13 protein-coding genes and 2 tRNA genes are annotated in these 23,122 nt (G+C 62.5%); 10 read left to right on the plus strand and 5 right to left on the minus strand.

Annotation, left to right across the window (positions count from 1 at the left end):
* Nucleotides 1-28: 28 nt before the first annotated feature.
* Nucleotides 29-445 (minus strand): hypothetical protein, encoded by a 417-nt coding sequence (locus O5O53_RS02720; RefSeq protein ID WP_269508812.1) that lies wholly within the window; start codon nt 443-445, stop codon nt 29-31.
* A 27-nt stretch (nt 446-472) separates the two neighbouring features.
* Nucleotides 473-2,311, minus strand: coding sequence for a YPDG domain-containing protein (locus O5O53_RS02725; RefSeq protein WP_269508814.1), 1,839 nt, complete (start codon nt 2,309-2,311; stop codon nt 473-475).
* A 123-nt stretch (nt 2,312-2,434) separates the two neighbouring features.
* On the opposite strand from O5O53_RS02725, the gene O5O53_RS02730 reads away from it, so the two are divergent.
* Nucleotides 2,435-3,430, plus strand: coding sequence for a putative endonuclease domain-containing protein (locus tag O5O53_RS02730; RefSeq protein ID WP_269508816.1), 996 nt, complete (start codon nt 2,435-2,437; stop codon nt 3,428-3,430).
* Nucleotides 3,431-3,506: 76 nt separating this feature from the next.
* Here the strand turns inward: O5O53_RS02730 and O5O53_RS02735 are convergent, their stop codons facing one another.
* Nucleotides 3,507-3,788 (minus strand): TetR family transcriptional regulator, encoded by a 282-nt coding sequence (locus tag O5O53_RS02735; RefSeq protein WP_269508818.1) that lies wholly within the window; start codon nt 3,786-3,788, stop codon nt 3,507-3,509.
* The gene (locus tag O5O53_RS02740; RefSeq protein WP_239307562.1) at nt 3,785-3,997 is read right to left on the minus strand and encodes a CopG family transcriptional regulator; all 213 of its coding nucleotides are present in this window, start codon (nt 3,995-3,997) and stop codon (nt 3,785-3,787) included. Before O5O53_RS02740 ends, O5O53_RS02735 begins: the two co-directional genes overlap by 4 nt.
* Nucleotides 3,998-4,058: 61 nt before the next feature.
* Between O5O53_RS02740 and gyrA the strand changes: the two genes are divergently transcribed.
* Both gyrA and O5O53_RS02750 read left to right on the plus strand, forming a co-directional pair.
* Nucleotides 4,059-6,611, plus strand: a complete 2,553-nt coding sequence (gene gyrA / locus O5O53_RS02745) for a DNA gyrase subunit A (RefSeq protein WP_269508820.1) — start codon at nt 4,059-4,061, stop codon at nt 6,609-6,611.
* Nucleotides 6,612-6,614: 3 nt separating this feature from the next.
* Complete coding sequence (locus O5O53_RS02750; protein ID WP_269508822.1) at nt 6,615-6,959, plus strand: DUF3566 domain-containing protein; 345 nt, start codon at nt 6,615-6,617, stop codon at nt 6,957-6,959.
* Between the two features lie 591 nt (nt 6,960-7,550).
* Here O5O53_RS02750 and O5O53_RS02755 read toward each other — a convergent pair.
* A complete protein-coding gene (locus O5O53_RS02755; RefSeq protein WP_269508824.1) occupies nt 7,551-8,675 on the minus strand; it encodes a zinc-dependent metalloprotease in 1,125 nt (374 codons plus the stop codon).
* Nucleotides 8,676-9,065: 390 nt separating this feature from the next.
* Between O5O53_RS02755 and O5O53_RS02760 the strand changes: the two genes are divergently transcribed.
* The 7 genes from O5O53_RS02760 (at nt 9,066) to O5O53_RS02790 (ending at nt 23,073) form a co-directional block, all read left to right on the plus strand.
* A tRNA-Ile gene (locus tag O5O53_RS02760) sits at nt 9,066-9,139 on the plus strand.
* A gap of 18 nt (nt 9,140-9,157) precedes the next feature.
* Nucleotides 9,158-9,230 (plus strand) — tRNA-Ala (locus tag O5O53_RS02765).
* Nucleotides 9,231-9,400: 170 nt separating this feature from the next.
* Nucleotides 9,401-11,098, plus strand: coding sequence for an RNA/DNA-binding domain-containing protein (locus O5O53_RS02770; RefSeq protein ID WP_269508826.1), 1,698 nt, complete (start codon nt 9,401-9,403; stop codon nt 11,096-11,098).
* Nucleotides 11,099-11,247: 149 nt separating this feature from the next.
* Complete coding sequence (locus O5O53_RS02775) at nt 11,248-12,057, plus strand: phytoene/squalene synthase family protein (RefSeq protein ID WP_269509053.1); 810 nt, start codon at nt 11,248-11,250, stop codon at nt 12,055-12,057.
* Nucleotides 12,054-13,583 carry a phytoene desaturase family protein gene (gene crtI, locus O5O53_RS02780; protein WP_269508828.1) on the plus strand — a complete coding sequence of 510 codons (1,530 nt, stop codon included), beginning with the start codon at nt 12,054-12,056 and terminating at the stop codon, nt 13,581-13,583. Before O5O53_RS02775 ends, crtI begins: the two co-directional genes overlap by 4 nt.
* A gap of 265 nt (nt 13,584-13,848) precedes the next feature.
* A complete protein-coding gene (locus O5O53_RS02785) occupies nt 13,849-18,258 on the plus strand; it encodes a ricin-type beta-trefoil lectin domain protein (RefSeq protein ID WP_269508830.1) in 4,410 nt (1,469 codons plus the stop codon).
* 324 nt (nt 18,259-18,582) lie between these two features.
* Nucleotides 18,583-23,073 carry a hypothetical protein gene (locus O5O53_RS02790; protein WP_269508832.1) on the plus strand — a complete coding sequence of 1,497 codons (4,491 nt, stop codon included), beginning with the start codon at nt 18,583-18,585 and terminating at the stop codon, nt 23,071-23,073.
* The last annotated feature ends 49 nt before the right edge of the window (nt 23,074-23,122 follow it).

A 23,122-nucleotide genomic window follows, 5' to 3' on the forward strand; every position in this document is an offset into this window, starting at 1 on the left:
CAACCGTAACACAGGTTGTGTGGCGGAGCTAACGCTGGGGGAGGTACTGGTCCACGTAGGACTGCACAAACGCCGTGATCTCCTTCGCAGGAATCAGGCGGTTGCCTTCCGACGAACCCGGCACCTGCGTCAGATTAAACTGCTCCGCCAGGTTGTCCACCGCCTCGCGCGCCTGCGGCACGAAATCCACGATGAGCTGCACAGTCACCGCCGTCGCGGCCAGCGCGATCGCCAGCGAAATCGGCGCCGAACCCGTGTAGGACCCCTCCAGCGGGCGCTTCTCGGGCGCGGTCACGTCCTTGTCGTAGTCTGGGTAGTAATTCGGCTTGGACGAACCCTTCGAACTCGTCGAGGACAGCTGCGAAATAGCCGTGTCCTGCGCAAAGGCAGGGGAGGGGGCGGCGAGCAGGGCGGCGGCCGCCAGCGCCGCAACAGTTTTCTTCATGGGGAACATGTTAGGCGGTGGGGTGGGCTAGCGGGGCCAGAGTCCCATCTGTTCCAGCTGCGGCTTGGCGGCGAACGCCAGCCCGCCGATCGCGGCCAGCACACCAATCACGATGGCGATGATGCCGCCGGTGCTGGAGCCTTCGTTGGCTGGGGCCGGCGCTGGGGTTGTGGGCTCGGGGGTCGGTTCCGGGGTGGGTGTGGGGGTTGGCTCGGGCTCGGGTTCCGGTTCCGGCTCGGGCGTGACCTCTGGTTCCGGTTCCGGGACGGTCACCTTTATGTTCGCGCCGACTTTGGTGTCGGAACCGTCTTTGAATACCACGTCCAAGAAAACGTCTTGGTTGAACGCGGAAGCGTCCTGCTTTGCTGCGACAGTCAATGCGCCAGTGCGTGAGTCGACCCTGATGTCGACACCGTGCTTTTCGGCGTAATTCGTGTGGAAGATCGTGACAACGCTGCCGTCCGGCAGGCCATCTGGCGAGTAGCTGACGGTCTCGCCGGGGTGCAGTTCCACATCCGGGTAAGTCACACGAGCGGTCTCGGACTGCGGGTTCTCTGGTTTCACCAGGAGGAACGGGGCCACGAGGTATTTGACGGAGCCGTCCGGGAAGTGTGCGGCCACATCGGTCTCGAAGGAGATGTTGGGCTTGGTGTTGTTCGGGGGAGTCACGGTGACCTCACCGGTGGTGCGGGCGACGTCGACAGTCCAGCCCGGCATGAATTCTCCCAATTGCTCGAACCAGGTGCCTTCCGGGAAGTCCCCCTCGAGCTCCGCAGTGAATGGCCCCGGCGTGGGCGCCTCCACCTTCTTATACTCCAACTCGGCCCGCTCGTTGTCCCACAACCCAGGCTCACCGATCTCGAACACCGCGGAACCCAGGCCAACGCTCTGATCGCTGTAGGTCACCTCCACCGGGACGAAAAACTGCGAGCCCGAGGTCTTCATGGGTCGCTTCGGGGTCATTGTCACTTCGCCTGTTTGCTTATCGACGTCCACGTCGAAGCGCTTGGTCAGGTAGGGGACTAAGTCCTCGCGAAACTTGAAACTCTCGGCGCCCCAGGTTGGACCGTCGAACCGCGCTACCGCGGTCTCGTCTCCCCGCATGACGGTGTGTTCCCACTCTGGCCGAATTTCGTGGTCGTAGAGGTAATTGTAGAAGTCACTCAGATCCTCGCTTCCGAGTTCCTCGAACGACTGCTCATCAACGTCCATTGTCAGCAGCGGCACCGCCAGGGTGGCTTCCGAACCGTCCGGGTAGTGCACCGTCACAGCCGCAGCGGTGTTGGAGCGGAAACGCAGGGAGTCCGTCTGCGTCACGGTGAGGGTGCCATTGTCGTCCACCTCGACGGAGTAGTGCTCCGGCGCGACGACGGAGAACGTGGTGCCCTCGGGGACCTCACCCTGAAGGGGCTCCGCAACCTCCTGGTCAAGCGAGGTGTACACCGCGTAATACTCCACCGGGTACTTCTGCGCCATCTCACCGAGCTGATCCACCACGTCCACCTGCACCGTGCGCCGTACGGTGCGAAAGCCGTCGCTGACCACGACGGTAAACATCGTGCGTTCGCCGGGGGAGACGTCGTCTGCGACGCGGATGGTGACTTCGCCGGTGCGCGGTTCCGTCGTAAAGCTATAGCCCAAGTAGTCGCGGTTGCCGGAGAAGCGCACGTCGCTCGAGAACTCGCCCTCCGGCTTCACCTTCACCTCCCCGCCCGGGGTGACGCGGACGTCTGGCCAGCTCAGGGAATCGATGCTTTGGACCTGGGTGGTCTCCGCGAGCGCGTGGGGGACAGTTGCGCCGCCGCACACCAGCGAGGCGGCGGTGGCCACGGCGACGGCCGCGCGGCCGAAGTTTTTGGCAGACATGGGAAGCCTTTCGGGAAACAATGTTGGCTGAGCAGCAGTATACGCCTTGAGCTGGGGAAAGCACGACAACTTAGTCCCTGTCCGAGAGGGAACCGCCGAGCGGTTGCGAGCGTCTAACTAGTCATGACCCACCTCTACAACGGCATGGCCACCACTGCCGGCGCGTTGCTCTACCCGAACCCGGGGCGTCTGTTGCCTGGAATGGCCAGCGTGAACGGGAAGTTCCAGGTGCCGCGCCACGTGCTGCGCCCGGACAGCATCGTCATCCGCGATTCCGTCCGCCACCCGCGCCAGGTGCGTTACCCTGTCCCTGCCGAGTACCGCGCGGCCGCCCACGCGCTCACGCACCCGGGCACCACAGTTGCCGGTTTCGGCGCGCTGGCGCTCTACGGGCTGCCGTACCTTGTGGACGCGCACGACACTGTCTTGATCTCGCCTACGTGCGGGCGCAAGAAATGGGGCACCCAGTTCACTCCTACCGTGATAAGAAAATCCCTACGACCAGGGGAGACGTGGCATGTTCTGTGCCGCGGCGAGCACATCAAGGTTGCCGCGCCACCAGTGGCGGCGGCGCAAGCGCTCAAGCTCATCCGCACAAAGCAGTGCTCGTGGCCCGTGCATGCACCTGAGGACGAAGAGGTGTTTCTGCGCGCGGTCCAGCTCGTCGACGCATGCCGCAGATTCCTCGGCATCTCCCCTGAGGAAATCGCCGAATCGGGGCACAACCGTGTGGCTACCCGGTGGCTCGCGTCGGTGCTCAAGGCGTCGAGCGCGCTCGCTGATTCGCCGAAAGAGACCGAGATGCGGTTCTTGGCCGCCAAGGTGGCCAAGGAATTCGGCCTCCGGTTGGAGGAGCAGGTGGAGTTTCACGCCGACGGGCGGCCGCTCACCCGCGCCGACCTGGGGTTCCCGGAGGCGCGGCTGGCGTTGTTCTACGACGGCATCCATCACGAGGAACAGAAGCAACGAATCTATGACAACACCGTCGACCGGGAGCTTGCGGTCCAGCAGTGGACTCCTCTGCGGTACACGCAAAACACGCTGGGATTGTTGGTTGGCCAGCTGCGGGTCATCCTCACCCAGCGCGGTTTTGTACGAATCGACAACCAAAAAATTTGACCTGGGGTTTTTGCGACGAAATCTAGAAAAATGTCGATTCGTACAAAGCAGTTGCCTATCGACGACCATCCGGCCCTCACTCAGCCCAGCGCCGGTACACCTCGGCGGCGACGTCCGCGAACCCAGCGTTGGCCGCGGAGCTGGAGTCGGCACCGGACAGGGGCTGCAGCGCCCGGATGGTTTCGGCCAACGCGGCAGCGGCCGCCTCCACGGAGTCGAACACCAGCACGCCGTGGAGACGGGCGCCGGGCACGGCGGCGCTGGCCGCCAGGGCAGCAAACGAACGGACGTGGCAGCCGTGGAAGGCGCAGTACTCGTCTGCGACGGCCAGGAGCTGCTCGGCGGAAAAACCCCTCATGACCGGGCCTGACGGATTCGGGATTCCATGCTGGCGTAGGTGGGGATGAGGGTGCGGGCGAGGTCGGTGACGTGGGCGTCGTCAAGCAATCGCGATGCTGCGGTGACCACCGCACGGCGCGCGGCCTCCTGCTTCGAGCACCCCCATGCGGACGCGAGTAACACGAGCGCCTTGTCCTCGTCTGCGGTCAAGCGGAGCGTCATAGCCATACCACTTTGATACCACGTCGCTGCTCCGTCGCGGCGTGAGAAGCCCGCTAAACTCGTCCACATGGCTGATGACACCACTGGCGGCTTGGACCGCATTCAACCAATCGACATCAACGAGGAGATGCAGACCAGCTACATCGATTACGCCATGAGCGTGATCGTGGGTCGCGCGCTCCCGGATGTGCGCGACGGCATGAAGCCGGTGCACCGCCGCATCATCTACGCAATGTACGACAACGGCTACCGCCCCGAACGCTCCTACGTGAAGAGCGCGAAGCCGGTGGCGGACACGATGGGTAACTACCACCCGCACGGCGACAGCGCCATCTACGACACCCTGGTGCGCATGGCGCAGCCGTGGGCCATGCGCTACCCGCTTGTGGACGGCCAGGGCAACTTCGGCTCCCCGGGCAACGACGGCCCGGCCGCGATGCGTTACACGGAGTGCAAGATGACTCCGCTGGCTATGGAGATGGTGCGCGACATCCGCGAAAACGCCGTGGATTTCGTGCCGAACTACGACGGCAAGACCCAGGAGCCGACCGTCCTGCCGTCGCGCGTGCCGAACCTGTTGATGAACGGCTCCAACGGCATCGCCGTCGGCATGGCCACCAACATCCCGCCGCACAACCTGAACGAGCTGGCGGAGGCGATCTACTGGATCCTGGAGAACCACGACGCCGAGGAGAAGGAAACCCTCGACGCCGTGATGGAGCGCGTGAAGGGCCCGGACTTCCCCACGGCAGGCCTGATCGTCGGCGACCAGGGCATCAAGGACGCCTACACCACCGGCCGCGGCTCCATCCGCATGCGCGGTGTCACCGAGATCGAGGAGATTGGCAACCGCCAGGTCATCACGATCACCGAGCTGCCGTACCAGGTAAACCCGGACAACTTCATCCACAACATCGCCGAGCAGGTCACCGCCGGCAAGATGGTGGGCATCTCCAAGATTGAGGACGAGTCCTCCGACCGCGTGGGCATGCGAATCGTCGTCACGCTGAAGCGCGACGCTGTGCCGCGCGTGGTGCTAAACAACCTGTACAAGCACTCGGCGCTGGAGACGAACTTCTCCGCCAACATGCTCAGCATTGTCGACGGCGTCCCGCGCACCCTGCGCCTGGACCAGATGCTGCGCTTCTACGTCAAGCACCAGATCGAAGTCATCGTCCGCCGCACCCAGTACCGCCTGGACGAGGCCGAAAAGCGCGCCCACATCCTCCGCGGCCTGGTCAAGGCGCTGGACATGCTGGACGAGGTCATCGCCCTGATCCGCCGCTCGCCGACTGTGGACGACGCCCGCGCCGGACTGATCGACCTACTCGACGTCGACGAGATCCAGGCCAACGAGATCCTGGCCATGCAGCTGCGCCGCCTGGCGGCCCTGGAGCGCCAGAAGATCATCGACGACCTGGCCGCCATCGAAGAGCAGATCGCGGACTACAAGGACATCCTGGCCAAGCCGGAGCGCCAGCGCGCAATTGTCGGCGACGAGCTCAAGGAGATCGTCGATAAGTATGGCGATGAGCGCCGCACCCGCATCGTCGCCGCCACCGGCGACGTCACCGAAGAAGACCTCATCGCCCGCGAAAACGTGGTGGTCACCATCACCTCCACCGGCTACGCCAAGCGCACCAAGGTCGACGCCTACAAGAGCCAGAAGCGCGGCGGCAAGGGCGTGCGCGGAGCCGAGCTGAAGCAGGATGACGTGGTGAAGAACTTCTTCATCTGCTCCACCCACGACTGGATCCTGTTCTTCACCAACTTCGGCCGCGTCTACCGCCTCAAGGCCTACGAGCTGCCGGAAGCGGGCCGCACTGCCCGCGGCCAGCACGTGGCCAACCTGCTGGAATTCCAGCCGGAGGAGAAGATCGCCCAGATCATCCAGATCCAGACCTACGAGGACGCCCCGTACCTGGTCCTGGCCACCCGCGACGGCCGCGTGAAGAAGTCCCGCCTCACCGACTACGAGTCCGCTCGCTCCGCCGGCCTGATCGCCATCAACCTCAACGAAGGCGACGCGCTCATCGGCGCCTCCCTTGTCGGCGAGGACGACGACCTGCTGCTCGTGTCCGAACAGGGCCAGTCCATCCGCTTCTCCGCCGACGACGAGCAGCTGCGCCCCATGGGCCGCGCCACCGCCGGCGTGAAGGGCATGCGCTTCAAGGGCGACGACCAGCTGCTCGCCATGACCGTGGCCAAGGACGGCGAATACCTGCTCGTGGCCACCTCCGGCGGCTACGGCAAGCGCACCGCCATCGAGGAGTACAACGCGCAGGGCCGCGGCGGCATGGGCGTGATGACCTTCAAGTACAGCCCGAAGCGCGGCAAGCTCATCGGCGCGCTCTCTGTCGCGGAGGACGACCAGATCTTCGCCATCACCTCCGCCGGCGGCGTGATCCGCACCGAGGTCGACCAGATCCGCCCGTCGTCCCGCGCGACCATGGGCGTGCGGTTGGTGGACCTCGCCGACGGCGTCGAGCTGCTCGCCATCGACCGCAACGTCGAGGACGAAGGCGAGGAGGAAGCCACCGCAGTCGCCACCGGGCAGAAGACCATCGAGCAGGCGCTTAGCGACGACAGCTCCGCCAGCGCAGGCGAGGACAAGGAGTAGCCCGTGGCCGTCCGCAAAGTGACCGTGCGCCACATCGGCGCCGGCTCCACCTTCAAAGTGGCAACGCTGCTGGCCTTTCTGGGCTTCATCGCCTGGATGGCCGCCTGCGTGCTGGTCTACTACGGGCTGGAGCGCGCCGGGGTGGTGGATTCAGTGAATTCGCTGATCGGAGGCGTCGGCGGCGACCAGGTGGTGGACATGAAACTGGCCATGTCCGCCGCGGGCCTGTTCGGCCTGGTGGGCCTCCTGTTCCAGATGATCATGGCCCCGTTGACGGTGATCATGTACAACGCCATCGCGGACCTGGTCGGCGGCATTAGCTTCACCATGTCCAACCGGGCGAAGTAGGGGCTGGTCTCCGGGGCGGGCCCCTCAAAACCCCATGTCGATACCTCGATGTCGATAGTTCCTGGTCACAGGTTTGAGCCCTGTTCCGGCGGCTTTTCGTCGAAAGACTCTGACCTGCAACCATCGACCTCAAGGTATCGACTTCGCCATTCCCGCCTTCATCGCTCGCGGACTCCGCATTGCGGACAGCCCCGGCGACCCCAACTATTGGTCCGCACCCAGTAATCCGGGGTGCGTCGGGGTGGCTGTTCGCGAAAGTTGACGACTCGATTTCGCGACCTGGGGAAACCCGACGCCGAAACGGCCCGATTGTCAGCTTTTACGAATCCGAGCCTCCAGCAACTCCGCATTGCGGACAATTCCGGGTCGACCAACTATTGGCCCGTGCCCAGTTTTTGTACGAATCAACACTGCAAATTGCCGACCTGCGTGTTTGCAGGCCCGAAAGAGACCGAAATGTCGATTCGTACAAAATCCCGACGACTGGGGTCCAGCAACTCCGCATTGCGGACAGCCCCGGCGACCCCAACTATTGGTCCGCACCAACGAAAAACGCCCAGGTAGAACCGGGGCGTTAGCGGAACTGGGGACCTAGAAGGGGAGCAGGCCGTTCATGGCGGCGAAACCTGCACCCGCGATGCCCAGGACGGCCAGAGCTGCGACCACGGAGCCGACGATCGCGGCGACGTTCACGTCCGCGGCCTTGGCGGGCACAGCCTCAGCGGGCGAGTCCTCAGCGGGCGCGACCGTGGGCGCCTCGGAAGCCTCGGCCACCGAAGCCTTAGCCGCCGGCGCTGCGCCGTGGGAGACAGTGCGGGCGCCGAGCTCGAGGGCGTCGCGACCGATGCGCGGGGTGTCCAGGACCAGGGAGTCCCAGTCGGCGGGCACCTCGATGGGGCCGTCTGCGCCTTCGGCGGTGTAGGCCTCCTCGGAGTAGTTGAAGTGGGTGAACTGGTGGTCGTAGTTCATCACGGACAGGTACTCCGCCGGGGTGGCCTGGGTGCGCGGCAGCTTGCGGGTGATGTCCGCGGATCCGTTGTGGCGCAGGCCGAGGGTGTGGCCGAACTCGTGGAGGATGGCGTTGCGGAGCTGCTCGTCGGTGTCGATCTGGTCGTTGTTGGCCACGAAGAAGGCGCTGTCGCCGACGAGGGCGACGCCGGTGGTGTAGTCGCCGCGGTCGATCTGGTCGCCGATGATGCCCAGGCGGAAGGCGTTGGAGCGGTCGCCGAGGTAGGTGTCGATGTCCTGGAGCAGGCGCACGCCGGTGATCTGGTCGGCGAAGTAGTACTGCGAGTAGGCCACGGTCTCGCCGCCGTGGAACTCGGTGTAGTTGGGGATGTTGGTGTAGGTTTCGCCGGCGTCGATGTGGAGGGCGATGCCGTGGTCGTCGAAAAGCTTGACGATGTCCTGCAGCGCCTGCGCGGACGGCGCGAAGGACCTGCCGTTGTGGTCTTCCATCCAGTTGAGCTGGAGGAACAGGTCGGGGCGGTTGGGGTCGACGCCCCAGTCGGGGAGGGCGAGCTCGGTGCCGTCGTGAAGCACGACGCCCTCGGTCTCCCAGTCGTCGGGGAGGCCGTCGTTGTCGGAGTCGATGGCGTATTCGGCTTCCTCGAGGCCAACGAGTGCGGAGGCATCCGCGGCTGCGGCCGGCTGGAGGCCGGTGAAGGCGAGTGCTGCTGCGAGCGCGGTGGCGAGGGCCTTGGTCTGTGCGCGCATCTCGTTGCTCCATTTTGCGTTGTGGTGGACATGGGCTGCTTCGATGTCCATGATTTTATGCAAGGAGTTTGCGCAGGTAAACCGGGGTAAGATCGTTCAACACTTGGTTCGGATTGTTCAACGTTTGCGGGGCCAGACGAGCCCGGATTGTTCACCAATCAGCCCCTGCCAAAGCACCCCCGAACCGGAGAACAACCCGCTCACCAGCAAAGACGCACAAAACCCCAGGACAGCCCGGATTGTGAACCACTTTTCACAACGCCTACCCCCGCCTGTTACCCCTGCTTACCGGGAGGGTGGAACGTCGATAAGCAAATGCCTCTTTTATGGGCCGTACGCTGGCGATTTGGAGCTGTTATGGGTGCTCTGTAATATTCCTATTCGTTCCAAGGGCCTATAGCTCAGTCGGTTAGAGCGCATCGCTGATAACGATGAGGTCGCAAGTTCGATTCTTGCTAGGCCCACGGTACCCTTGGGTACGCGGGGCATTAGCTCAGTTGGTAGAGCACCTGCTTTGCAAGCAGGATGTCAGGAGTTCGATTCTCCTATGCTCCACAGATTGCTCCCTCCGGTTGCGGAGGGAGCTTTTTGCTTTGCGACGGTTGCTCTGTGGCAGCACTTTCACACTTTCAACCCCCACACTGCGAATCAAACTGTGAAACCGCAGGTAGACAAAGTGCGAAAGTGAGAATACACTCACAACCATGACTTGGACTGAGGGGCAGTTGCGCGAGACGCTCTCCCAGTTGCGTGCGTTTGGAGATGACACCACGCTGGTTGAGTGCAAAACCGCAGGTGGGGGAGTCCCAGAAAGCATTGGGGAAACGCTGTGCGCGTTTGCCAACATGCCGCAATCGGGCGCAATTCTCCTCGGGGTGAGCGAGCGCAGGGGCTTTGAGGTCACCGGGGTTGACCACCCAGCGCAGATGGAAAAGAAGGTGACCAGCGTGAACCGGGCGGCGGTCAAACCCGCGCCACAGTTGGAGTTCACGCACCTGTCCTTGGAGGGGAAGAACGTGGTGGTCGTTGAAGTCACGCCACTGTTGCCCTCCGAGAAGCCTGCGAACTACGACGGCAAACCGTATCTGCGGCAGGCAGACGGCGATTACGTGATGAACTCCAACGACCTGAAGATGCTGGAGCTCTCGGCGCTGGCCGAAAGGCAGCAGTCGCACTTCGATTTCGAGTCCGTGCCGGGAACTGATGCTGGAGTCCTGGATAATGAGGTGCTCACGGGGTTTTTGAAGGCTGTGCGGGGCTCTCGCTCTCGCATCTCCAAAATCGACGACGATGCTCAGCTGCTGCAGGTCACCAACGTCACCGACAGTGAGGGCAACGTCCGCTTCGGCGGCCTGTACGCACTGGGGTACTTGCCACAGTCTGTTGAGCCGGCACTCGGCGCCACGGCTGCGGTGCGCCTTTCCCGCGGTGAGGGCGTGGGCCGGAACAGGAATCTCACAGAGATAGAAGGGCCTTTGCCGGTGATGCTGACGGAGGCTATGGAGTGGATTCGGCAGAATTCAGACACCGTCAGCCGGTACACGAGCAGCGGGCACCTGGTGGACGAACCAGAGTTTCCTCCCAGTGCGATCCGCGAGGTGTTGGCGAATGCCCTGGTGCACCGGGACTTGGGTCCTTCGGTGGATGTGGGCAAGAAGGTTGAAATTCGCATCACGGAGCGGATGCTCATCGTGGTCAGCCCGGGTGGGCTGCGCGGACTGTCTGTGTCACAGCTAGAGAGCCCCGCTCTGACAAAATCGCCGGTGAACAAGAGGCTGTACGAGATAGCGCGCTACCTCCGAACAGAAGATGGTGAGCGCGTCATCGAAGGCGAGGGCGGCGGCATCCAGGAAATCTTGGCTGCGACGCGGGAAGCTCGCCTGCCAAAGCCGCGTTTCATTGACAACGGCGTGGAGTTCAAAGTGCTCTTCCCACGCGGTTCGCGTTTCACGGAAGAGCAAAACTCCTGGCTGGAAGGGTTGCAAAGCATTGGCGAACATTTCACGCCGACAGAAGAGGATTTGCTTGTAGAGCTGCAGAATCATGGAGCCGCCTCTTTCCAAGCAATAACGCAGCGCTACTCGCCACTTGGAGCGCAGTCCTGCAGAAACATGCTGCGAAAACTTGTAGGCGCTGGCGCCATCGTGGAGTCGGACGGGGTGTTCTCCTTGCCCGGGCAGTCCACGGGAGAGCACTCGGATTTCACCGTCCGGGCAGAGAGCCTCGCTGCGCTGGGTAAGAATGTTCCTGCCGTGTACCAGGCGATTCCGCCCGCCGGCGCTGTCACACTCAAGGAACTGCAAGCCACCACGGGTCTGTCGCCGGCTCAGCTGCGTTACGCGTTGGAGCCTTTGTTAGACCACGCCCACGTGGTCATGCTCGGTGGCCAGGGACAGCGCAGTACCACCTACCGGCGCACCTGATTCGCACTTTCAACCCCCACACTGCGAATCAAACTCCGAAACCGCTGGTAGAACAAGTGCGAAAGTGAGAATCGGCATGCGGCCAATCTCGCCCGCCGCCCACGGTAAGCTGCCAAGGCGTGAACACCTACCTCTCCCGCTTCGACGCCATGGCGGACAAGGCGGCGGCGCAGGTGATCGCGCAGTATTCCACGAGTTTTTCCCTGGCCGTGCGCACGCTGCCGAAGCCGGAGCGCACCCACATCCGGAACCTGTACGCGGTGGTGCGCATCGCGGACGAGATCGTGGACGGCACCACCGCCCAGGCCAACGAATGCCCGGAAACGGCCCTTGAACTGTACGAAGAGCAGGTCCTGCACGCCCCACACCACCGCTTCCACACTGATCCGGTGTTGCACGCGTGGGCGCGTACGTTCCGCGAGTGCCGCCTCAACGAGGACCACGTGCGCGCCTTTTTCGCCTCCATGCGCGCGGATCTGACGCAGACCACGTTCACGCAAAAAGAGCTGGATACCTATATATATGGCAGCGCCGAGGTGATCGGCTTGATGTGCCTGGACATTTTCCTGCGCGGCCGCGACACCCCGCACCGCCGCGAGCTGGAGGACGGCGCCCGCGCGCTCGGCAGCGCGTTTCAGAAGGTCAACTTCCTGCGCGACCTCGGGGAGGACAGCCGTGCGCTCGGCCGCGCGTACTTCGGCGCCAAGCTTGACGACGATCTAAAGTCCACCCTCACCAGCCAAATCGCCGATGAGCTCGACCGCGCCCACACGGCCATCCCGCTGCTGCCGCCCGCAGCCCGCGGGGGAGTGGCCGCCGCCGAGGCGCTGTTTCGGGAGCTCAACGCCCGCATCGCCGCCACCCCGGCGGCCGAGCTGCGCACCACCCGCGTCAGCGTGCCCAACCACAGAAAGCTCGCGCTCACGGCACGAGCTCTCGCAAACGCAAGGAACCAATGAAACCGCAACCGAAGTCAGCCATCGTGATCGGCGCCGGCGTGGCCGGCGTGGCCACCGCGGCGTTGTTGGCCCGCGAGGGCATCGACACCACCGTGGTGGAAAAGCTGCCCACCTACGGCGGCCGCGCCGGCAACGAGACCGTCGACGGGTTCCGTTTCGACACCGGCCCGAGCTGGTACCTCATGCCGGACGCGTTCGACCACTTCTTCGGCCTTTTCGGCAAGCGCACCGAGGACCTTCTCAACCTGCAGCCGCTCGCCCCCGCCTACCGCCTCTTCCCGGAGCCGGGCGAGCCCATCGACGTCCACTCCGGCCGCGACAACGCCGCCAAGCTCTTCGAAAGCATCGAACCCGGCGCCGGCGCCAAGCTCCTGGAGTACCTAGACAGCGCAGAGGAAACCTACGACCTGGCCATCCAGAACTTCCTCTACACCAACTTCCGTTCCCTCGAGCCCCTGAAGCGCATCCGCGGCCAGTACACCCGTCTCGCGCGCTACCTCACGGAGCCGCTGGGCAGGTTCGTGGCCAAGCGCTTCACGGACACGCGCCTGCGCCAGATGCTCACCTACCCGTCGGTGTTCCTCTCCTCGCACCCCAGCCGCACGCCGAGCATGTATCACCTGCTCAGCCACACCGACCTCACCCAGGGCGTGCTGTATCCGCAGGGCGGTTTCGCGGCGGTCATGGACGCGCTCTACGCGCTCGCCGTCGAGCAGGGCGCGCGGTTCCGCTTCAACTCCGAGGTCGCGGCCATCGAGGACAAGGGCGTTTTGCTTATCGACGGCCAAAGGCTCCCCGCCGACCTCACCATCTCCGCCGCGGACCTCCACCACACCGAAACCCGCCTGCTGCCGAAGAGTAAGCGCACCTACGACGAGTCCTGGTTCGCCCCGCGCGACCCCGGCCTGGGCACCGTGCTGGTCATGCTTGGTGTGGAAGGCGAGATCCCGGAGCTGGCCCACCACAACTTCCTGTTCAGCGACGACTGGTCCGACGACTTCGATGCTGTATTTAATGGACCGGTGGCCAGCAGGCCGCAGGGGGCGTCGCAGTCCATCTACGTGTCCAAGCCGTCGGCGACGGATCCGTCTGTGGCGCCTGCGGTCCACGAGAACCTGTTCGTGCTGGTGCCGGTGCCCGCGGATCCCTCGGTGGGCCACGGCGACATGTACCGCGGCGAGGCCTCCGAGCAGGTGCAGCGCATCGCCGACGCGGCGATCGAGCAGATTGCGTCACGGTGTGGGGTTGCGGGGCTGGGCCGGAGGATCGTCGTAAAGCAAACGCTCGGTCCTGCGGACTTTGCCGAGCGCTACAACGCCTGGTCCGGCGGGTCCATCGGGCCCGCGCACACGCTGCGGCAGTCCGCGTTCTTGCGCGGCTCCAATAAGAGCCGGAAGGTGGAGTCGCTGATGTACGCTGGAGCGACCACGACGCCGGGGGTGGGCGTGCCCATGTGCTTGATTTCCGCTGAGAATGTGCTCAAGCGGGTCCGCGGAGACAGAAGTTCGGGCCCGCTGGACCGCTGACCGTCGGTTTGTTGAACAATTGCGGGTTTTGTGGTGAAGATCACTCGATTTTTTTGTGTGGAAAACTTGGACAAAAGTCGAGGTCAGCGGGCCGGGGTTATGAGTTTTGTCTTAATATCTGGACTTTTATGGCTTTCAGCGGGGTTAAGGACTTCTTTTCGTCGGTTCATTGCGATTGAATAGGGGTCTGTCAGTTTTGGGGTCCGTGTTCAGGAACTCTCCAGGCTGCTTCGAATATCTCCCTAGACGTTGAAGGACTATGACGTTGCATAACGCAAACCTGAAAAAGCGCATCATGGCCACCCTGGTCTCCGGTGCCGTTGCATTCGGTGGCGCAGCCGTTGTCGCTCCCGCCGCAGACGCAGACTCGCGTATTACTAGCCAGTACTCCGCCCTCGACTCTTCCGTTGAGCAGGTCGCTGTCGACTACAACCTGAAGCAGGAGTGGAACCGGGACTCGGGCCAGTACTGGACCCCGTTCGGCCCGGGCTGGTGCATCGACCGCCACCTCGATGTCCCGCGCACCAACACTGCATATGAGGTGCGCAAGCTCGACGGCACCTCCGGCTTCTACGGCTTTAACGGCGACATGGGTGGCAACCTCAAGATCGACGAGGACATTGAGCGCGCCGCCATTAACCTGACCAAGCTCATGCTCACGGACGTGAAGCAGGGCAAGAACGCCGACGCAATGTCCAAGAACGTGGCACTGCAGGCGCTGCTGTCCAACAACAAAGAGACCCTGAACCTCCTGCGCGGCTGGGTTGCCGGTTCCCGCAACGTCCAGGTTCCGGGCGTGAAGCCGATCTCCGCACAGCAGTTCCTGCAGTGGACCGGCTTCGAGGTGCGCAAGAGCTACTTCGAGCAGAGCGGCCAGGCTAACTACTACCTGGCTCTGGACGACGCTGCTTCCTCCCGTCTGAACGTGAAGGATGGCGAGTACGTCACCATCCTGCTGCCGCGTTCCTACAACGTGTACGAGGACCTGTCCAAGGAGCCGACCAACCAGCGCATCATCACCATTGCGCAGCCGGGCCTCGAGGGCTTCGAGCCGGGCGTCAAGGAAGGCCAGACGGTCAAGACCGAATGGGTGCCCGCCCCGGCAACGACCACAACCGTCACCGAGCGCCCGACCGTGACCAAGACGGTTGAGGTCGGCTCGCCGGACTACATCAAGGAAGAGACCGTCCAGCCGACGGTGACCAAGACGCAGTACGTCCAGCCGGTGCAGGAAGAGATCGCTACCGTCACTCCGGCGGAGAAGACGGTCACCACCACCCGTCGCCCGGAGGTCTCCACCGTCACCGAGACCAAGAAGGAGTCCGCTCCGGACGTCACCATCACCAAGACCGCCCCGGCCCGGACCGTGACCCAGACCGTCGTGGGCGAACCGGAGTACGTCACCGAGACCAAGACCGTCACCCCGACGACCACCGTCACCGGCGCGAAGCAGACCGAGTACGCCACCCGCACCCTCGAGCCGAAGGTTGAGACGGTTACGGAGACCAAGCCGGCCGTGACCTCCACCGCTACCGTCACCGCTGCGCCGGAGACGAAGTACGTGGCTACCACCGTCACCAGCACTCAGCGCGAAGAGAAGACCACCACCAAGGAGGTCGAGCGCTACTTCCGCCACTACGACTACGCCTTCGACTTCCGCACCGGCGAGAAGACCGAGGAGATCGAGGTCAAGAACCTCGGCTCCTGGGACATCGACTTCGTCGACGATTCCAACGGTCTGGTCGAGGTGACCAAGGAGGTCCGCGAGGACGGCACCGCCATCCTCAAGATCACCCCGAAGAAGGAAGGCCGCGGCAAGGTCCGCATCGTTGTCGTGGACAACGAGGGAAACCGCCACGAGTACGTCATCGACGTGGTCAACGATTCCACCACCGTGGAGACCACCGGCGAGGTCACCGTGAACAACCACTACTTCAACGTGGGTGTTTCCGGCGTGAACCAGAACATCGACATCCCGGCAGGCTGGGACTACGAGATCGTCGAGGGCAAGGGCCTGGTCACCACCGAGGAGAAGGACGGCAAGCTCAACGTCAAGATCAACGACGGCGTGCTGAGGGGCGATCTCGAGATCGAGGTGTTCGAGAAGAACGACAAGGGCGAAAAGACCGGCAACAAGAACGTCTACAAGTTCATCATCGATGCCGCCTCCGACAAGTACACGCAGACCCGCGTGATCGGTAACGCCAACTCCTACAAGCTGGATATCGAGGCTGACATCCCGAACAAGCCGGAGATCGTCTCCGGCGAGGACCTCATCGAGTCCATTGAGAAGCGCGACGGCTTTTGGATCATCACCCCGAAGCCGAACGCCGAGGGCAAGGTTGTGCTCAAGGCTGTGGACGCTGAGGGCAAGACCTACACCTACACCCTGGACATCCGGCCGGGCACCAACGTCCTGGTCGACGTTGAAACCCACTTCATCCAAGAGGGCACGGATGTCGACATCAAGACCTCCGGCGACGGCTGGAAGCTGATCCAGACCGGCGGCGACGAGAACCAATGGAAGATCGAGGAAACCGATAGCGGCTTCAAGATCCACAACAAGGTCAACGGCACCGGCATCTTCAACCTGTACGCTCCGGACGAGAACGCCAAGGACGGCCGCGTCCTGGTCGGCGTCTACACCATCTCGGCGAAGCCGGAGGAGCAAATTGAGTACGAGGTCCCGAAGTTCACGCAGGATATCGTCGACCGCAACACCGCCGAATTCAAGCCGGGTAATGAGGGCAACACCTTCGAAATCATTGAGGGCAAGGACAACGCCACCCTGGTCAAGACCAAGGACGGCAAGTTCCGCGTAATGCCGAACCCGGGCTTCGAGGGCAAGATCGTCGTCGCCGAGAAGTCCCCCAACGGCAAGACCGTCGCCGAGTGGACCCTTAACGTCACCAAGGGTGAGGTCGAGGAGAGCACGTTGAAGACTGAGTCCAAGAAAGTACTCAACATCTCGGTCAAGAACCAGCGCATTGTCAAGGGCGAACACCTCATCGACCGCCTCGAGGACGGAAAGGTCTACTTCAAGGAAGGCGCTGAGGGTCAGGTCATCATTGAGAACCTGAACTCCCGTGATCTACCGTTCGCGCGCTGGATTATTGATGTCACTCCGTCCGCGCCACGCGAGGAGAACGTCCGCCTTACCTCGACCGGGAAGCTGACCCTCGAGATCCCGGAGGGCACCGAGTACGAGGTCACTGACGAGTCCCTGGTTGACGTGAAGAAAGATGGCAACACCATCATCGTCACCCCGGTAGATGGTGCTGAAGGCAAGACCCAGCTCAAGGTAAAGATGAACGGTCGCACCTTCGTCATCTACAACATCGAAGTGGTCCCGGGTAAGAACGGTAAGGGTGGTAACTCCCAGTCCCGCGAGCAGAACTTCAAGATCACCGAGGACGGCAGCTTCACTATCACCCGCATCAACAAGAACGAGATTCGCGTTGATGAGGGCGAGGAGTACGTTAACGTTAAGTTCGACGAGAAGACCGGTAAGTGGATCCTGACCCCGAAGGACAAGGACTCCATCGACAAGACCGTCACCGTCGTCGAGGTGGACAAGAACGGCAAGGTAGTCAAGCGCCACACGATTGAGATCGTGGAGCAGCCGACCCCGTTGAAGTTCGTTGAGGAGCGCGTTGTTTACGACCGCAATATCAACGACAGGATCATCCCGGGCAAGGGCAACACCCTGCACGTGGTCCGCGGCAAGGACCTGATCACCAACGCAGCGCCGGATTCCAAGGGCCAGCTGTTCATCCAGCCGACCGAAAACAAGACTGGCTCCATCCTGGTCGAGGAGCGCGACTCCGAGGGCAACCCGGTCCGCCTCGTCGAGATGGAGATTCCGGGCACCTCTGAGGGTCTGACCCCGCCGGATGTCAAGACTGACGGCTCTCGCGACAAGGGCTACGACATCAACGTCAAGGGCGGCGAGAACTCTGTCGAAGTCTACGTTTGCTACAACGATGACTGCTCCAAGAAGAAGCGCCTTGAGCCGGGCAAGGAGATTGAGGCCTCCGAGGGCGGCAAGCTGCATGTCCTGCCGGGTGCTCACCTGGACGGCGGCGTCAAGCTCATGGTGGTTCCGGTTGAGAACGGCAAGCTCAACGACAAGGAAAAGGTGATCATCAACATCACCCAGCAGGACACGACGGTCCAGGAGCAGGGCTCCTCCAGCGAGCTGGACGGCAAGTGCATTGCTTCCCTGGTTGGCCTGTCTGCCCCGCTGCTGCTGGCTATCCCGGTCGGCATCCTGTCCCAGGTACAGATCCCGGGCCTGGAGGGCGTTTCCGCTCAGATCAACGACGCTATGCGTCAGGCAAACGACCGCATCCAGCGCGGCCTGGGCATCTACAACGAGGATCGTGCGCAGCGCGCAGCTGGCTTCCAGAACGCGTTCCAGGGCGTGAACACCGAGCAGCTCGGCTTGGCTGCCGGCGCTCTCGGCGCAATCACTCTTGGCCTGCTCATCGTTGACCAGGTGATGCGTGCTTGCGGCCAGGAGGAGTCCACTTCCTCCTACCAGCTTGGTAAGGCAACTGACAGCGACTTCCTGATGTACGGCTCTTCCGGCAAGCCGTCTAAGGCTGAGGCTGATAAGGGCGAGGACAACGAGGCTTCCTCTTCCTCTTCCGAGAAGCAGGATTCCTCCAAGTAAGAACCGCCTTTAACCTGTGAAACCCGGTGCCAAATCGGCACCGGGTTTTCGGCGTCTTAATGCCGGTTTGTTGAACAATTGCGGGTTTTGTGGTGAAGATCACTCGATTTTTTTGTGTGGAAAACTTGGACAAAAGTCGAGGTCAGCGGGCCGGGGTTATGAGTTTTGTCTTAATATCTGGACTTTTATGGCTTTCAGCGGGGTTAAGGACTTCTTTTCGTCGGTTCATTGCGATTGAATAGGGGTCTGTCAGTTTTGGGGTCCGTGTTCAGGAACTCTCCAGGCTGCTTCGAATATCTCCCTAGACGTTGAAGGACTATGACGTTGCATAACGCAAACCTGAAAAAGCGCATCATGACCGCAATGGTCACTGGTGTTATGGCTACGGGCGCGGTCGTATCCGCTCCGCTCGCAGAAGCCGCAAACGAGAACACTTCCAGCCAGCAGATCGTTGGTGCTTACGAGAAGCTCAGCGGCGCGGATCTGGCCCGCTACGACCAGATGCTGAAGCAGGCCCCGAAGGACGACCAGTCCATCGACCTGCTGCCGTCCAGCGCTGGCCCGGGCTGGTGCATCGACTGGGGTCTCGGTAACCCGTGGGATACCGGCAACTACCAGGTCCGCAAGCTCACCGGTGCTTCCGGTCGTGTCGGCAACGGCGATGCCATTAGCGAGGATGTCCGTATCGCGGCCATCAACGTGGTGAAGGAACTGCAGAAGGACTACAAGGCCTACGCAAACGGCGATCAGTCCAAGGCTGGCGCCATTTTGACCAAGAACGGCATTCTGCGCGCGCTGCTGTCCAACCAGCTGGGCTACCTGAACCAGGCTCGCGAAGATGTCGTCAACGGCAAGGTGAGCCAGTCCGCGTTTGAGAACCTGACCGGTTTCCGCATTCTGCACCACCAGGCACCGAAGGGCCAGCCGAGCTACTACCTGTCCAAGCTCCCCCGCCACGACGAGATTGCAAAGACTGTGAAGCCGGGCGAGTACGTCACCGTCCTGGTGCCGCTCGAGTACGACTACAACATCGTGCCGCGTAAGTCCTTCCAGCGTCTGATCCCGGTCCCGCAGCCGGGTCTGGATCCGAACCCGCCGAAGACCCCGCCGAGCATCGTGGAGACGATCCCCACCACGCCTGAGGTGACAACAACGGTGACCCGTCCGCAGGAGGTCACCACCACGAAGACCCTGCCGAACACGACCTACACCACTACGAGGCGTATCCCGGCCACCACCGTGACCGAGCGCTCCACGCTGCCGACGGCGTACACCACCGTCACCACCCGAGAGGTCCCGGGCAAGGTTGTCACCAAGACGGTCAACCCTGAGCCGGTTGAGACCACCGTCACCGAGACCGACTCCAACCCGACGAAGGTTGTCACCAAGACCGTGACTCCGGAGCCGCACGTCACCACCGTGACTGAGCCGGGCACTTCTGAGGTTGTCACCGAAACTGTCACCGACACCCCGGTTGTCACCACCAAGCCGGGCGAGGTTGTCACCGAGACCGTTACCACGCAGCCGGTCACCACCGTCACCTCCACCAACCCGGCAGTGACCGAGACTGTCACCAGCACCGTGAAGCAGCCGGAGACCACCGTGACCACCACGGTCACCGACGTGGAGAAGTACTACGTTGAGAAGTACTACGAGCGTGTGAAGGAAGTTTCGGAGTACTACTACTTCGCAGGTTTCACCTACGGTGAGAAGTCCAAGGTCATTGAGCTGCCGGAGAAGATCGGCAACAAGTGGACCTTCGAGATCATCAAGGGCTCCGACATCGTGGTCGTCGAGCGCTCTGAGGACGGCAAGCTCGTCATCACCCCGCGCGAGGACTTCGAGGGCGAGGGCGAGGTTGAAATCCTCATCACCGATGACAAGGGCAACCAGCACATCTACCGCGTCAAGGTCACCGATACCGTGGCTGTGAAGGATTCCGTCAACGTCAAGGTGAACAACTTCTTCTACACCTTGAACGCTGGTAGCGAAGACCGCATCACCACCATCCCGTGGAAGCCGGGCGAGGAGATCGACTGGGGCCTGGGCTACGACAAGGACGGCAAGCTCATCAAGCCGGAGCACGGCGAGGTTGAGATCCTCAAGGATGAGGAGAAGGGCACCGTCACCGTCAAGGCTGGTGAGAACTACACCGGTAACGTCATCGTCCGTATCACCGAGGACAGCGGCGAGGTCCGCGAGAACATCGTCACCGTGGAGAACAAGACCTCCAAGTTCGACGTCACCCGCGAGATCCTGAACACCTCCACCGCGAAGATCGAGTACCGCGGCGGCGACTACGAGATCCTTGGCGACGGCAAGGACAAGGTCACCATCGAGCGTGACGGCGACGTCTGGGTTGTTACCCCAAAGGAGAATGCAACTGGCGACGTTGAGATCGTCTTCACTGACGAGAACGGCTTCGAGTACAAGTACACCCTGAAGCTGATCGAGGATAAGAACGCAGGCCCGACTGTCACCCAGCGCGACCTGGAGTACAAGTCCGAGACTCCGGACACCCTCGAGATCAAGTACATCGAGAACCACACTGCTGAGATCGTCGCGGGTGACGACGTCGCGAAGATTGAGAAGAAGGGCGACAACTGGGTCGTCACCCCGACCAACCCGGAGGGCGGTCAGGCGACCGTCCACATCAAGGACGAGAAGGGCCGTCTGGTGGCCGTCTGGGTCGTCGACGTTTCCAAGCGTGATGTCGAAGAGGTGGAGAACCAGAAGGTCGAGCGCGAAGCTAATGACCGTGCGACAGTTGAGATCTCCCGCGGCACGAAGGACTTTAACTGGTTGGAGGTTGTCGAGGGTGACGAGTACCTTGATAAAGACTCCGAGATCAGCAAGGACGCGAATTTCAGGCTGAAGTTTAAGCCGGTTCCGGAAGGCGAGACTCGCACCGTCAAAGTCGTTGAGAAGACCAAGATCATGGTCGACAAGCTCGACGAGAACAAGCAGCCGGAGCTTGATGACGAGGGCAACCCGGTGCAGGTTGAACAAGAGGTCACGGTCAAGACCTACACCTACACCGTCAAGCCGTCCCCGGTCCGCGAGATGAACTACACCATCACCGCGGATAACGAGCTGAAGCTCTACGGCACCAAGTTCCGCGTTGCTAAGGGCGGTGACCTGCTGGCTGAGGAGCCGGCGAAGGACGCCTCCGAGATCAAGGTGACCCCGAAGCGCGACGCCAAGGGCACCCTGGTCATTGAGAACGTTTCCGAGGACGGCTACGTCTTCGAGCGCTACACCTTCGAGATCACCCCGGGCCGCAGCGCTGAGCTGTCCCCGGAAAAGACCACCATGGGCTGGAACCAGCCCGCGACTATCGAGTCCGAGGACGGCGAGAAGGTCGAGGTCCTCGAGGGCGAGGAGTTCGTCGACGTCAAGCGCGAGGGCGACAAGCTCATCGTCACCGGCAAGGAGAAGGCTGGCAAGGCTCTGATCCAGGTCAGCGACGATCGTGGTGCGTACGCGCAGTACGAGATCACCCTGACCGAGCCGAAGCGCAGCGGTCTGTACACCTACAAGATCTCCACCTCCACGGAGTTCCAGGCGACCCTGGTCAACGAGGAGAACAGCTTCCGTGTGGTCAAGGGCGCTGACGCGTTCGAGGCTCCGGAGGAGAGGAACGGCCAGTGGGTCCTGCGTCCGAAGGCTGACAAGGTTGGCGAGACCGGCATTGTCGCCGAGTTCAACAAGAACGGCCAGGAGATCAACCGCTACAAGCTGGAGATCGTCGAGTCCAAGACCACCGGCGCACGTCAGCAGACCGACTTCCTCATCGAGGGCGACGCCAAGGAGCTGAAGAAGCTGGACGAGGGCAACAAGGTTGTCGTCGTCAGCGGCAACGACCTGGTTGACCTCAAGGACAACGGCGGCTCCGTCGAGCTGACCGCGAAGAAGGGCTCCGCCAACAAGGTGGTCCGCGTCGAGGAGCGCAACTCCAACGGCGACCTGGTCCGCGTCCTCTCCTACGGCATCTACCCGGAGGGTACCCGCACCGCCGAGGGCAATGTGATCAGCGAGAACCACGATCTGCCGATTGTCATCGAGAACAGCATCAAGAACGACTCCCCGGTCAACGTCACCTTCCCGGATAACGTGAACGACATCATCTTCACCAAGGGCAAGGAGTACTTCGAGGAGGTCAAGAAGACCGACGAGGGTGTCACCCTGGTTCCGCGCAAGGATCTGAAGCCGGGCTCCTACGAGGCCAGCTACTTCCTCGTTGGCCCGGACGGCCAGTCCTACGGCGAGCGCGAGATCGAGATCACCGTCAACGTTGAGAACAACACCCGCACCGAGCAGAAGGGCTCCTCTGGCGAGCTCGACGGCAAGTGCATCGCCGGCATCGTAGGCCTGACCGCTCCGCTGCTGCTGGCTATCCCGCTGGGTATCCTCTCCCAGGTCCAGATCCCGGGCCTGGAGGGCGTCTCCGCGCAGATCAACGGCGCTATCCAGGATGCGAACAACCGCATCCAGCAGGGCCTGGGCATCTACGACGAGGATCGCGCACAGCGCGCAGCTGGCTTCCAGGCGGCGTTCAACATCCAGAATCCGGAGCAGCTCGGCATGGCAGCTGGCGCCCTGGGCGCTATCTCCCTGGGTCTGCTGGCAGTCGACGGCGTCATGCGCGCCTGCGGTGCGGAGGAGTACACTTCCTCCTACATGATCGGCAAGGCCACCGGCAGCGAGACGCTGATGAACGGCTCCTCCGGCAAGGCCGACAAGAAGGACAACAACTCCGCCGATGAGGCCAAGGGTTCGTCCAAGGCTGAAGACTCCGCCAACAAGGAGAAGTAAGCCCCCGAAGAGCTAATGCCCACCAGGTCCACCCTGGTGGGCTTTTCTC

Origin of the sequence: Corynebacterium faecium, from assembly GCF_027257105.1 — a bacterium.
In the GTDB taxonomy this organism is placed as follows: Bacteria; Actinomycetota; Actinomycetes; order Mycobacteriales; family Mycobacteriaceae; genus Corynebacterium; species Corynebacterium lehmanniae.